The organism is Variovorax sp. LjRoot130 (assembly GCF_964253755.1).
Lineage (GTDB): Bacteria > Pseudomonadota > Gammaproteobacteria > Burkholderiales > Burkholderiaceae_C > Variovorax.
This window is the reverse complement of the sequence record NZ_CAXURM020000001.1, coordinates 2,183,433-2,195,490: the sequence shown is the minus strand read 5'-3', so window position 1 is coordinate 2,195,490 and position 12,058 is coordinate 2,183,433. Positions and strand designations below refer to the sequence as shown.

The following is a 12,058-nucleotide window of genomic DNA, read 5'->3' as shown; positions in this document are numbered from 1 at the left end:
ATGACGAACTACGGTTTTGTTCATCTGGAGTACGGGAGTCAGCATCGTGATCATTCGGTCCAGGTGCTGACCAAGCTGCGAAGGCAGTTGGCCGGCGAGAGCGATCGTGTCGTTCTCGCGATCGTCGACAACGCCAGGTCCACCGGAGGCGAAGCATTGCGCAATGCGGAATGCGAGGACGGCTTCGTCATCGCAGGCGACAACTCCAACCGCGAATTCACTGGGTGGGACCAAGGAGTCGCAGCCATTCTTGCCCGCAGCGGCGAGCCCGACGTGTGGATCTTTTCGAACGACACCGTCGCGCGAAACCACGGATGGAGCGAACGCAGGGTGGCCGGCTTCGGCGGTGAAATCAAGAGGCTGGGGCTGCACCCGGGCCCGTGGCTCTTCGGCGAGATCAACGATTTTCCGCGCTCGACGATGACGCCGCTCGGTCCCCTGCTCGAATGGGTTTCGACCTACTGCTTCGCGATGAACGGCAACCTGCGCCGCCAGCTCGGTGCGCTTTCGCCGGGCAACGAATTCCTGGATTCGCTGGTCTACGACCGCTTCGAACCCGAGCACCGTCTGTTTCGCGACAGCGTCGACGAGGCCTATGTCGATTTCGTGTCAGCCTGGCTGATCAAGGACGAGAGCGATCCGTCCAGGCAGCGCAGATTCAAGTGGTCCCACGAATGGCACAAGGCCAGTGCGTTCTCGCCGGAGAACTTCGACGACCTGCGCATGAAGGCGCGTTGCGTTCTCTCGGAGAGCATGCTCAGCGTGCGCGCCCGGCAGCTGGGCGCCGACATCCGCTCGCCCTACGACGCGCGCAATGCCAGAGCGCACATTCGCAGCTCCCTGCAGCTCGTCGCCGACAAGCTGTGGGAGAAGTTTCTGCTCAGGCGGCTGCGCCTGGAGCGCTCCTGAGCGGCCAGGACCGGGCTCATCCCTTACACTCGGGCAGGTCAGGAGAGAGCCTCGCAGCGCGGGGCCGCCGAAGGCGCAGGTCCCCTCGAAAAACGGGCCCGAACGCTCAGGCAAAAGGACTGACGAAGCGCCCCATTTTCCGGGCGTTTCCTTGCTGGAGAGAGGCGGCGCATCGCGTTTTTTGTTCGCAGTGCCGCCCACCGAAGGAGCAAACCCCGATCGTGGGGCGAATCTCTCAGGTAAAGCGGACAGCAGGGGTGGCCCATGGCAAGAATGTCATGGATCTGGACTGCCCCTTTGGAGAGTGCCTTGGCCTCCGCATCCGACGATCTGCAAAAGACCCCGCTCTACGACCTGCACCTGGAGCTCGGCGCCCGCATGGTGCCCTTCGCGGGCTATGTGATGCCGGTGCAGTACCCCGCCGGCCTGATGGCCGAGCACAAGCACACGCGCGAGGCCGCCGGCCTGTTCGACATCTCCCACATGGGCCAGCTGCGCCTGGCTGGCCCCGATGCCGCCGCCGCGTTCGAGAGCCTGATGCCGGTCGACGTGATCGGCCTGGCGCCGGGCAAGCAGCGCTACGGCCTGCTCTTGAACGACGAAGGCGGCATCCTCGACGACCTGATGTTCTTCAACGAAGGCCACGACTCGCTGTTCGTGATCGTCAATGGCGCCTGCAAGGTGGCCGACATCGCGCACATCCAGGCCAGGATCGGCGCGCGCTGCCAGGTGCTGCCGATGCCCGACCACGCCCTGCTGGCGCTGCAGGGCCCGCAGGCCGTGACCGCGCTGGCCCGGCTCGCGCCCGGCATCGAGCGCTTCGTCTTCATGACCGGCGGCGCGGTGCAGATCGGCGGCATCGCGGCCTTTGCCACGCGCAGCGGCTACACGGGCGAGGACGGTTTCGAGATCTCGGTGGCCGCCAAGGATGCCGAAGCGCTCGCACGGCTGCTGCTCGCCCAGCCCGAGGTCAAGCCCGTCGGCCTGGGTGCGCGCAATTCGCTGCGGCTCGAAGCGGGCCTGTGCCTCTACGGCAACGACATCGACGAGACCACCACGCCGGTCGAAGCCTCGCTCAATTGGGCGATCCAGAAGGTGCGGCGCACCGGCGGTGCGCGCGAAGGCGGCTTTCCGGGCGCGGCCAAGGTGCTGGCGCAACTCACGGCGGCCAATGGCGTCGCAGGCCACCTGGACCACCACACGCTCAAGCGCAAGCGCGTCGGCCTGGTGGCGCTGGAGCGCGTGCCGGTGCGCGATGGCACGCTGCTCGAATCCTTCGAGGGCGCGCCCATCGGCCAGGTGACCAGCGGCCTGCTCGGCCCCACGGTCGACCGGCCGGTCGCGATGGCCTACGTCGCGCTCGCCTATGCCGAGCCCGGCACCCGCATCCAGGCCATCGTGCGCGGCAAGCCGGTGCCGATGGAGGTGAGCACCATGCCTTTCGTGCCGCAGCACTACTACCGCGGTTGAATTCTTTTCTTCAAGGAGCCTTTCATGAGCATCAAGTACACCAGGGACCACGAGTGGGTCCAGGCGGTCGGCGACGGCGTCGCCACCGTCGGCATCACCGTTCATGCGCAGGATGCGCTGGGCGACGTGGTCTTCGTCGACCTGCCGGAAGTCGGCAAGAGCTACAGCCAGGGCGATGTCGCCGGCGTGGTCGAGTCGGTCAAGGCGGCGGCCGACGTGTTCATGCCCATCACGGGCGAGATCACCGAAGTCAACGAGGCGCTGCGCGCCGACCCTTCGCTGGCCAACAGCGCGCCCGAAGCGGGCGGCTGGTTCTTCAAGATGAAGATCAGCGACGCCTCGCAGCTCGATGCACTGCTCGACGCCACCACCTATCAAAAGTTCGCCGACGAAAACTGAACCGAACACGCCAATGCCGAAGTCTTCCCTGCCCTCCCTCAGCGAACTCGAGAACGCCGAGGAATTCATCGCCCGCCATATCGGCATCGAGGCCGATGACGAAGCGCGCATGCTCGCCGCCGTCGGCTCGACCACCCGCGCCGAGCTGATCGACGGCATCGTGCCGCCGGCCATCCGCCGCACGAAGCCGATGCGCCTGCCCGCCTCGGTGACGGAGGCCGACGCGCTGGCCGAGCTGAAGGCCATTGCGGCGAAGAACAAGGTGGCGAAGAACTTCATAGGCCAGGGCTACTACGGCACCCACACGCCCGGCGTGATCCTGCGCAACGTGCTCGAGAACCCGGCCTGGTACACCGCCTACACGCCCTACCAGGCCGAGATTTCGCAGGGCCGCATGGAGGCACTGGTCAACTTCCAGACCATGGTGTGCGACCTCACCGGCATGGCCATCGCCAATGCCTCGATGCTCGACGAGGCCACGGCGGCGGCCGAGGCGATGACGCTCGCCAAGCGCAGCGCCAAGAGCAAGAGCAACGTGTTCCTGGTCTCGGGCGACTGCCATCCGCAGACCATCGAGGTCATCAGAACGCGCGCGGCGCCGCTCGGCATCGAGGTCAAGGTCAGCACCGTGTCGGAGACCCTGCCGCACCTGATGGCCAGCGGCGATTTCTTCGGCGCACTCGCGCAGTACCCCTCGACCACCGGCCACGTGCACGACCTGCGCCCGCTCGCCGGCCACGCCCATGCGTGCGACGCCGCCTTCTGCGTGGCGGCCGACCTGCTGGCGCTCACGCTGCTGGCGCCGCCCGGCGAATGGGATGCCGACATCGTGTGCGGCACCACGCAGCGCTTCGGCATGCCGATGTGCAACGGCGGCCCGCACGCGGCCTATCTGGCCTGCCGCGACGAGTTCAAGCGCTCGCTGCCCGGCCGCCTGGTGGGCGTGAGTGTGGACACGCAAGGCCAGCCGGCCTACCGGCTCGCGCTGCAGACGCGCGAGCAGCACATCCGGCGCGAGAAGGCCACTTCCAACATCTGCACGGCGCAGGTGCTGCCGGCGGTGGTCGCGAGCATGTACGCGGTCTACCACGGGCCCGAAGGCCTGACGCGCATCGCGCAGCGCGTGGCTGCGCTCACCGCGGTGCTGGCGCAGGGCCTCGAACAGATGGGCCGCGAGCTGGCCAATGAGACCTCCTTCGACTCGCTCACCGTCAAGACCGGCGAGGACACGCCGAAAATCCAGGAGCGCGCGCAGGCGGCAAGCATCAATCTGCGCCAGCGTCTGCAGAACCACCTGGGCATTTCGCTCGACGAGACCACCACCCGCGCCGACATCGAGACGCTGTGGGCCCTGTTCGTGCCTGCCGGCACGCCGATGCCGCGCTTCGACGAGCTGGCCGGCAGCATCGCGCCGCGCATCCCCGAGGACCTGCGCCGCACCAGCGCCTTCCTCACGCACCCGGTGTTCAACACCCACAAGAGCGAGACCGCGATGCTGCGCTACATCCGCAGCCTCTCCGACAAGGACCTGGCGCTCGACCGCAGCATGATCCCGCTCGGCAGCTGCACCATGAAGCTCAACGCGACCAGCGAGATGATCCCGATCACCTGGCCCGAGTTCGCCAACATCCATCCCTTCGCGCCGGCCGAGCAATTGCAGGGCTATGCGCAGCTCGACGCCCAGCTGCGCGCCTGGCTCTGCGAGGCCACCGGCTATGCCGGCATCAGCCTGCAGCCCAATGCCGGCTCGCAGGGCGAGTACGCCGGCCTGCTGGCGATCAAGGCCTTCCATGAAGCCAAGGGCGAAGGGCACCGCAACATCTGCCTGATCCCCTCCTCCGCGCACGGCACCAACCCGGCGAGCGCGCAGATGGTCGGCATGCAGGTGGTGGTGACGGCCTGCGACGCGCAGGGCAACGTCGACATGGACGACCTGAAGCGCGCCTGCGAGAAGCACGGCGACAAGCTGGCCGCGGTGATGATCACCTACCCCAGCACGCACGGCGTGTTCGAAACCCGCGTCAAGGAACTCTGCGAGATCGTGCATGCGCACGGCGGCCGCGTCTACGTGGACGGCGCCAACATGAACGCGCTGGTCGGCGTGGCGGCGCCCGGCGAGTTCGGCGGCGACGTGAGCCACCTGAACCTGCACAAGACCTTCTGCATTCCGCACGGCGGCGGCGGCCCGGGCGTCGGGCCGGTGTGCGTGGTCGAAGATCTCGTGCCTTATCTGCCGGGGCATGCGACGGCAGGCGTCGCGTCCAACGGCGTCGGCGCCGTGTCGGCCGCGCCGCTGGGCAATGCCGCGGTGCTGCCGATCAGCTGGATGTACTGCCGCATGATGGGTGCCGTGGGCCTGCAGGCCGCCACGGAGATCGCGATCCTGAGCGCCAACTACATCAGCTCCCGCCTCAAGGAGCACTACCCCACGCTCTATGCGAGCCCCAACGGCCACGTGGCGCACGAATGCATTCTCGACCTGCGACCGCTCAAGGACTCGAGCGGCGTGACGGCCGAGGACGTGGCCAAGCGGCTGATCGACTACGGCTTCCACGCGCCGACGCTGAGCTTCCCGGTGCCGGGCACGCTGATGGTGGAGCCGACCGAGAGCGAACCGCTGGCCGAGCTCGACCGCTTCATCGACGCGATGATCGCGATCCGCGGCGAGATCCGCCGCGTCGAGGAAGGCGTCTGGCCCAAGGACGACAACCCGCTCAAGCATGCGCCGCACACCGCGGCCAGCCTGCTCGTGAGCGAATGGACGCATCCCTACTCGCGCGAGCTCGGCGCCTTTCCGCTCGCCACGCTCAAGGGGGCCAAGTACTGGCCGCCGGTCGGCCGCATCGACAACGTCTACGGCGACCGCAACCTGTTCTGCAGCTGCGTGCCGGTAGGCGAATACGCCTGATTGCACCCGTTCGGGCTGAGCTTGTCGAAGCCGGCCCCGCGCAACAAATTTTTACAAAGAGCAGGGTCGCGCCTGTCGATCCCGCCGTCGCTGCTTCGACGTCCAGGTAGAGCCCCGATTCCAGCGGGCTCCCAACCCCAGGAGAAACGACATGCGATTCATGGTGATTGTGAAAGCGAGCAAGGATTCGGAAGCCGGCGTGATGCCCACCGAGCAGCTGCTCACCGAGATGGGCAAATACAACGAAGAGCTCGTGAAGGCCGGCGTGATGCTGGCCGGCGAGGGACTGCAGCCGAGCTCGAAGGGCGCGCGGGTGCGGTTCGAAGGCAAGCAGCGCACCGTGATCGACGGGCCCTTCAGCGAAACCAAGGAGCTGGTCGCCGGCTACTGGCTGTGGCAGGTGCGCTCGAAGGACGAAGCGATCGAATGGCTCAAGCGCGCGCCCTTCACCGACAACGAAGAGGTCGAACTGCGCCAGGTCTTCGAGATGGAGGACTTCGGTGCCGAGTTCACGCCCGAACTGCGCGAGCAGGAAAAGCGCTTGATGGACGAGATCAAGAAAAAGAAGTGAAGCCACCCATCAAGTCAACGGAGATCCCAAGATGAAATTCATGGTCATTCGCAAGGCCGACCCGGACACCGAGGCCGGCGTGATGCCGACCGAGCAGCTGGTCACCGACATGCTCAAGTACAACGAGGAGATGATCAAGGCCGGCGTGATGCTCGACGGCATGGGGCTGCAGCCCAGCGTCAAGGGCGCGCGCGTCAAGTTCAGCAACGGCAAGCCGGCGGTGATCGACGGCCCCTTCACCGAGGCCAAGGAGCTGATCGCCGGCTTCAGCCTGATCCAGGTGAAGTCGCGCGAAGAAGCGATCGAGTGGGTCAAGCGCTGGCCGCCGATCGACGGCGGCGGCAACGTCGAGATCGAGATCCGGCAGGTGTACGAGGCCGAGGACTTCGGCGCCGAGTTCACGCCCGAGATGCGCAAGCACGAAGAGTGGCTGCGTGAAGCGGCCGAGAAACGCGCCTCGTCCGGCCACTGAGGGCCCTCGACGTATATCCTTGCGGCTCCTCGAAAAGGACTGCTCGGATGAGATACGTGATCCTGCGCAAAGCCGGCCCGCATGGCGAGGCCGGCCTTTTTCCGCCTCTTTCCCCGGTGCCCGGTATCGTGCTGCATGAAAGCGCCGAGCTGCAGCCCAGCGCCGCGGGCGTGCGCATCAGCTTCTCGGATAAGGGGCCGCAACAGACCCCGGGGCCGTTCACCGAATCGAAGCAAGTGGTCGCCGGCCTCAGCATCGTCGAGGCCGACTCGCAGCAAACGGCGATCGACTGGTTGCGAGACGCGCCGGTCGGCGATGCCGAAGCCGAATTCGAGATCCGTGAAACCGGCTGCGCAGGCGGCCTGCCCGGCATCGACCCGTCGGCCGCCGCGACCAAGCCGCGCTTCCTGATCCTGGTGAAGGCCGATGCGGCCACCGAAGCCGAAGCGCCCAGCGACCCGGCGCGGCTGGCGGCCATGGCGCGGCGCAACGACGAAGGCGTGAAGGCCGGCCTGCTGCTCTCGGGCGACGGACTCCGATCGACCGCCAGGAGCACGCGCGTGAAGCTCGCAGGCTGCAGGACCAGCGTGATGGACGGGCCTTTCGCGGAAGCGAAGGAACTGGTCGCGGGCTACTGGCTGATCCAGGCCGATTCGCTGGACGAGGCGATCGCCTGGGTCCGTCGCTATCCCTACGCCCAGGAGCGGCCCGAAGTCGAGATTCGCCCGGTCGTATGGCCATGAACACCGCCCGGCCGCCCGAAGGCGCTCGCACCGCAGCGCGAAGCGCGAAGGTACTCCAATGAACTTTCGCGACATCGACCTCTTCGCCGACCGCATGCTGGGCGGCGCACCCTTCATCGAAACCATCGCCGGTGCCGAGCTCGCGTCGAGCACCATCCAGGGCCGCGGCATGTTCGCCCGGCGTGCCTGGGCCACTGGCGAGCTGCTCTGCGTCCTCGACGGCCAGGTGGTCGACGTCACGCGCCACCCGGCCGTGATCGACGCGCTCGAATGGAACGCGCTGAGCCCGCAGCGGCTGCTGGTGCGCGCGCTGCGCACCAGCTACGGCTTCATCAACCACAGCGGCCGGCCCAACACCCGCATCGACGCCGACGGCCGCACGATGCGCGCCTGCAGGCCGATCGCGCCGGGCGACGAGCTGACGATGGACTATTTCGAGCAGCCCGTGCCGCCTGTGTACCTCGCAAGCCTCGAAGCGGCCGTGCTGAAGAAAAATTCCTGAAGGTCTTGTCGATTCCGGCGTCCCTGCTTCGACGTTCAAGAGAGAGCCACGCCATCCGGCTCTTCAACCCAACCGCAAGGAGTGACTGACATGCGATTCATGATGCTGATGATCCCCAAGGGCTACGAGAGCGCGCCCCCCGGCACCATGCCCGACGCGAAGGCGGTCGAGGCGATGATGAAATACAACAAGGCACTGAAGGACGCGGGCGTGCTGATCACGCTCGACGGCCTGCGCCCGCCCTCCGAGGGCGCGCGCGTCAGCTTCCCCGGCGGCAAGCCCAAGGTGACCGACGGCCCCTTCGCCGAGGCCAAGGAAGTGCTGGGTGGCTACTGGATGATCGATGTGAAGTCGCAGGAAGAGGCGATCGCCTGGGCCTCGCGCTGCCCGGCGTCAGAGAACGAGGTCATCGAGATCCGCCGGGTGCAGGAAATGGAAGACTTCCCGCCCGACGTGCAGAAGGCGGCCGAGGGCTTCGACCAGTTGCAGAAGCGCTGAAGCGATGACCACGCCGGACATTCACCGCACCATCAGCGCCGTCTGGCGCATCGAGTCCGCCCGGATCATCGGTGCGCTCGCGCGCATGGTGCGCGATGTCGGCGTGGCCGAGGAGCTGGCGCAGGACGCGCTGGTGGCCGCGCTCGAGCAATGGCCGCGCGAGGGCGTGCCGGACAACCCCGCCGCGTGGCTCATGCAGGCCTCCAAGCACCGCGCGCTGGACCTGCTGCGCCGGCACAAGCTGCATGCGAGCAAGGAAGGCGAGATCGGCCGCGAGCTCGATGCGCAGCACGAGATGGCGGCGGCGGACTTCGCCGAGGCGGTCGATGCCGCACTCGACGACGACGTCGGCGACGACCTGCTGCGCCTGGTGTTCACGGCCTGCCACCCCGTGCTCTCGCCCGAGGCGCGCGTGGCGCTGACCCTGCGCATGCTGGGCGGCCTCACCACCGACGAGATCGCGCGCTCCTTCCTCGTGCCCGAACCCACCATCGCGCAGCGCATCGTGCGCGCCAAGCGCACGCTGGCCGCCGCGCGCGTGCCCTTCGAGGCACCGCGTGCGGACGAACTCGCGGCGCGCCTCGCCTCGGTGCTGGAGGTGGTCTACCTGGTGTTCAACGAGGGCTACTCGGCCACCGCCGGCGACGACTGGATGCGCCCCGCCCTGTGCGAGGAAGCGCTGCGCCTGGGCCGCATCCTGGCCGAGCTCGTGCCGGACGAACCGGAAGTGCACGGCCTGGTCGCGCTGATGGAGATCCAGGCCTCGCGCTCGGCCGCGCGCGTCGATGCCGAGGGCGAACCGGTGCTGCTGCTCGACCAGAACCGCGCGCGCTGGGACCAGCTGCTGATCCGGCGCGGCTTCGCGGCGCTGGCGCGGGCCGAGGCCCTGGGCGGCGCGCTCGGACCCTATGCGCTGCAGGCCGCGATCGCCGCCTGCCATGCGCGCGCGCGCACCGCACAGGAAACCGACTGGACGCGCATCGCAGCGCTCTACGAAGCGCTGTCGCAGCTCGCGCCCTCGCCCATCGTGGAGCTCAATCGCGCGGTCGCGCTCTCGATGGCTTTCGGCCCGGCCGTGGGCCTGGAGCTGGTCGATGCGCTGCGCGCCGAGCCGCAACTCAAGGGCTACCACCTGCTGCCGAGCGTGCGCGGCGACCTGCTCGCCAAGCTGGGCCGCAAGGCCGAGGCCTGCGCGGAGTTCAAGCACGCGGCATCGCTCACGCGCAACGCGCGCGAGCGCAAGCTGCTCCTGATGCGGGCGCTGGCCTGCTCGGGCAGCCCACCCTAGGTTGACACTAGTTCTTCTTCGCCAGCGCGCCGCCGGCGACCTGGCCGCGCAGTTCGCGCAGCTTCGCCTTGAGCCGGCGTTCGTTGACCAGGCCGGTGCGGATCAGCGCCTTCTGGCCGGCCGAGAGGTTCTCGAGCCTCGGGTCGGCGAACTCGTAGTGCGTCGAAGGCCGATCGGAAGGCCCGTCGCCCTTGATCTCGACCAGCTTCACTGCCAGCGGCCCGGCGGGTTCGGGCGCCTGCAGCAGATGGTCGATCACCGCCACCAGCCGGTCGTTGAAGTGGCGGCCCGGATAGCCCTGTTCTTCGTACGCCTGCTGGAACAGCGGGTAGAGCTTCGCGTAGAGCGCCGCCGCGCGCTGCGTGTTCACCGATTCGACGAACAGCACCAAGGGCGTGTAGCGCGCGCCGTTGTCGAGGCTGATGGTCCGCGCCTCCCCGCTGCCGCTGACCTCGAAACGCTTCGGCGTGCGCTGCACCGGCCACATGCGCGCGGCCGCCTGGTCGCGCGGCAGGTTGTCGACCGTGGCGACGAAGCGGCGCACGAAACCGTCGGCCTGCAGGAAGGACGCGACGGCCTTGCCGCCGAGCAGCTCGGTGAGCGCCGAACGCACCTTCGCATCGGCATCGTCGAGCTTGGGCAGGTCCGCGTCGGCGGTGGCGTCGACCGGATGCTGCGGCTCGGTGGATGCGGCCGGCGGTGGAGCGGCCAGTGCCGGCGCATCCGGCTGCGGCGCCGTGGCAACCGGCGGCGCTTCGGCCGGCGCGGCCTGCTGCTTCGACCAGCGCCACCAGACTGCGCCGGCGGCCAGCGCCAGCACGACGAGGACGACGACGATCCACAGCGAGGTTTCGCGTGCGGGCCTGAAATCTGCGCTCTCGCGTTCGGGCATGGAAGCATCTCCTTTCATGAGCCCCGTCATTGGACGCCATTTCGCGCCCAGCGGCAGGCACCACACTGGTAACGTCCTGTGAACGCCGAGGTCTAGGGCTCGCCGCCCTCCGGCAGGTGGATCAGGCCGGTGTGGAAGTCGTACTCGAACACCTCGCCGTAACGGCCCCATTCGATCGCGGTGCGCAGCACGCGTTCGGCTTCCACGGCGTCCAGGCTCTCGCTCAGCAAATGCAGGAACGGCTCTTCGGGCAGTTCCCCGGATGGGGCCTGCTCCAGGCTGTGGCGAATGTGCGCCGCCAGCGGCACGTGGGCCAGCAGCTGCTGGCCGAAGAGCTGCCGGCGCAGCGTGTGCGCACCCTCCACATAGCGCTGTCCCAGCGGCGTGAGGTGCAGGTCGGCATCGGCCAGCTGCGCGAAGCCGAGCAGCGCCAGCGCCTGGGCCAGCGGCAGCAGTTCCTGGTCGGTGAGTTCGGCTTCTTCCGCCAGTTGCGGCAGGTCGGCGCGGCCTTGCCGGTCGTCTTCGACCAGCATCTCGAGCAGGGCCTCCATGCGCCCGACGTCGGCATCGGGTAGCCGGTCGCCCAGGTGCATGTGCAGCGGCTCCTCGCGCGCGCGCTCGGCAGCGTCGGCGCCGGTCATGAGCATGTAGACCTCGTCGATCAGCGCGCGCACTTCCAGGCTTTCCCCGTCGCGCGGACGCGGCAGCGCAATCGGCAGCTCGGCGCGCACGCGGCCCGGGTCGCTGGCGAAGATCAGCACGCGGTCGGCCATGAGCACCGCTTCCTCGATGTTGTGCGAAACGACCAGCATCGCCTTGGTCGGCATGGCGCCGCCGTCCCACAGCTGCAGGATGTCGTCGCGCAGGCGTTCGCCGGTCAGCACGTCGAGCGCGGAGAAGGCCTCGTCCATCAGCAGCACCTCGGGCTCGACCACGAGCGCGCGCGCGATGCCCACGCGCTGGCGCATGCCGCCCGAGAGCTCGCGCGGCAAGGCGCCCTCGAAGCCCGCGAGGCCGATCAGCGCGATGGCCGCAGCAGCACGCCGCGCACGCTCGGCCGGCTCGACGCCGCGCGCCTCCAGCCCCAGCTCCACGTTTTGCTGCACCGTGAGCCACGGGAACAGCGCGAAGGACTGGAACACCATCGCGATGCCGCGCGCCGGACCGTACAGCGGCTGGCCGCGGTAGCGCACGCCGCCGCCGTCCACGCCGATGAGGCCGGCCAGGATGCGCAGCAGCGTCGATTTGCCCGAGCCCGACTGGCCCAGCAGCGCGACGATCTCGCCTTCGGCGAGCCGGAAGTCCACGCCCTCGAGCACCGGACGCGCGGCACCGTCGGCGGAGCGGAAGGACTTGCGAACGCCCTTCAGTTCAACGATGGCTTCGGCCATGCTTGTTCCTCCTTG

Annotated in this window: 12 protein-coding genes and 2 riboswitches; of the genes, 10 read left to right on the top strand and 2 right to left on the bottom strand. The window is 68.2% G+C overall.

Translation table 11 applies throughout. From position 1 onward, the window contains the following. From ACSQ86_RS11075 to ACSQ86_RS11030, 10 genes are all read left to right on the top strand, one after another. Positions 1-909 (top strand): hypothetical protein, encoded by a 909-nt coding sequence (locus tag ACSQ86_RS11075; RefSeq protein WP_436308851.1) that lies wholly within the window; start codon positions 1-3, stop codon positions 907-909. 37 nt (positions 910-946) lie between these two features. After that, a riboswitch (glycine riboswitch) is annotated at positions 947-1,033 on the top strand. Positions 1,034-1,053: 20 nt separating this feature from the next. Continuing rightward, positions 1,054-1,171, top strand: a riboswitch (glycine riboswitch). Between the two features lie 11 nt (positions 1,172-1,182). Beyond that, positions 1,183-2,379: a glycine cleavage system aminomethyltransferase GcvT gene (gene gcvT / locus ACSQ86_RS11070; protein WP_436306284.1), complete on the top strand. Its 1,197-nt coding sequence runs from the start codon at positions 1,183-1,185 to the stop codon at positions 2,377-2,379. 24 nt (positions 2,380-2,403) lie between these two features. Next, positions 2,404-2,778, top strand: a complete 375-nt coding sequence (gcvH, locus tag ACSQ86_RS11065; protein WP_436303657.1) for a glycine cleavage system protein GcvH — start codon at positions 2,404-2,406, stop codon at positions 2,776-2,778. A gap of 13 nt (positions 2,779-2,791) precedes the next feature. After that, positions 2,792-5,686, top strand: a complete 2,895-nt coding sequence (gene gcvP / locus ACSQ86_RS11060) for an aminomethyl-transferring glycine dehydrogenase (RefSeq protein ID WP_436308850.1) — start codon at positions 2,792-2,794, stop codon at positions 5,684-5,686. 151 nt (positions 5,687-5,837) lie between these two features. Next, positions 5,838-6,257, top strand: coding sequence for a YciI family protein (locus ACSQ86_RS11055; protein ID WP_436295179.1), 420 nt, complete (start codon positions 5,838-5,840; stop codon positions 6,255-6,257). Between the two features lie 31 nt (positions 6,258-6,288). Further along, positions 6,289-6,729 carry a YciI family protein gene (locus tag ACSQ86_RS11050; RefSeq protein ID WP_093109382.1) on the top strand — a complete coding sequence of 147 codons (441 nt, stop codon included), beginning with the start codon at positions 6,289-6,291 and terminating at the stop codon, positions 6,727-6,729. 47 nt (positions 6,730-6,776) lie between these two features. Beyond that, positions 6,777-7,472, top strand: a complete 696-nt coding sequence (locus ACSQ86_RS11045) for a YciI family protein (protein WP_436303654.1) — start codon at positions 6,777-6,779, stop codon at positions 7,470-7,472. Positions 7,473-7,530: 58 nt separating this feature from the next. Then, positions 7,531-7,974 (top strand): SET domain-containing protein-lysine N-methyltransferase, encoded by a 444-nt coding sequence (locus ACSQ86_RS11040; RefSeq protein WP_436295181.1) that lies wholly within the window; start codon positions 7,531-7,533, stop codon positions 7,972-7,974. A gap of 90 nt (positions 7,975-8,064) precedes the next feature. Further along, positions 8,065-8,472, top strand: coding sequence for a YciI family protein (locus tag ACSQ86_RS11035; RefSeq protein ID WP_093109385.1), 408 nt, complete (start codon positions 8,065-8,067; stop codon positions 8,470-8,472). Between the two features lie 4 nt (positions 8,473-8,476). After that, positions 8,477-9,760, top strand: coding sequence for an RNA polymerase sigma factor (locus tag ACSQ86_RS11030; RefSeq protein ID WP_436308849.1), 1,284 nt, complete (start codon positions 8,477-8,479; stop codon positions 9,758-9,760). 7 nt (positions 9,761-9,767) lie between these two features. On the opposite strand, the gene ACSQ86_RS11025 is transcribed toward ACSQ86_RS11030, so the two are convergent. Next, positions 9,768-10,652 (bottom strand): DUF3014 domain-containing protein, encoded by an 885-nt coding sequence (locus ACSQ86_RS11025; protein ID WP_436308848.1) that lies wholly within the window; start codon positions 10,650-10,652, stop codon positions 9,768-9,770. A 92-nt stretch (positions 10,653-10,744) separates the two neighbouring features. Then, positions 10,745-12,043: an ABC transporter ATP-binding protein gene (locus tag ACSQ86_RS11020; protein WP_436303649.1), complete on the bottom strand. Its 1,299-nt coding sequence runs from the start codon at positions 12,041-12,043 to the stop codon at positions 10,745-10,747. Positions 12,044-12,058 lie beyond the last annotated feature (15 nt).

Excerpts from the sequence above, each read along its gene's own strand:
- ACSQ86_RS11045 (WP_436303654.1), top strand. The coding sequence starts at position 6,777 with ATGAGATACGTGATCCTGCGCAAAGCCGGCCCGCATGGCGAGGCCGGC.
- ACSQ86_RS11025 (WP_436308848.1), bottom strand. The coding sequence starts at position 10,652 with ATGCCCGAACGCGAGAGCGCAGATTTCAGGCCCGCACGCGAAACCTCG.
- ACSQ86_RS11055 (WP_436295179.1), top strand. The coding sequence starts at position 5,838 with ATGCGATTCATGGTGATTGTGAAAGCGAGCAAGGATTCGGAAGCCGGC.
- ACSQ86_RS11035 (WP_093109385.1), top strand. The coding sequence starts at position 8,065 with ATGCGATTCATGATGCTGATGATCCCCAAGGGCTACGAGAGCGCGCCC.
- gcvT (WP_436306284.1), top strand. The coding sequence starts at position 1,183 with ATGTCATGGATCTGGACTGCCCCTTTGGAGAGTGCCTTGGCCTCCGCA.
- ACSQ86_RS11020 (WP_436303649.1), bottom strand. The coding sequence starts at position 12,043 with ATGGCCGAAGCCATCGTTGAACTGAAGGGCGTTCGCAAGTCCTTCCGC.
- ACSQ86_RS11040 (WP_436295181.1), top strand. The coding sequence starts at position 7,531 with ATGAACTTTCGCGACATCGACCTCTTCGCCGACCGCATGCTGGGCGGC.
- ACSQ86_RS11050 (WP_093109382.1), top strand. The coding sequence starts at position 6,289 with ATGAAATTCATGGTCATTCGCAAGGCCGACCCGGACACCGAGGCCGGC.
- gcvH (WP_436303657.1), top strand. The coding sequence starts at position 2,404 with ATGAGCATCAAGTACACCAGGGACCACGAGTGGGTCCAGGCGGTCGGC.
- ACSQ86_RS11075 (WP_436308851.1), top strand. The coding sequence starts at position 1 with ATGACGAACTACGGTTTTGTTCATCTGGAGTACGGGAGTCAGCATCGT.
- ACSQ86_RS11030 (WP_436308849.1), top strand. The coding sequence starts at position 8,477 with ATGACCACGCCGGACATTCACCGCACCATCAGCGCCGTCTGGCGCATC.
- gcvP (WP_436308850.1), top strand. The coding sequence starts at position 2,792 with ATGCCGAAGTCTTCCCTGCCCTCCCTCAGCGAACTCGAGAACGCCGAG.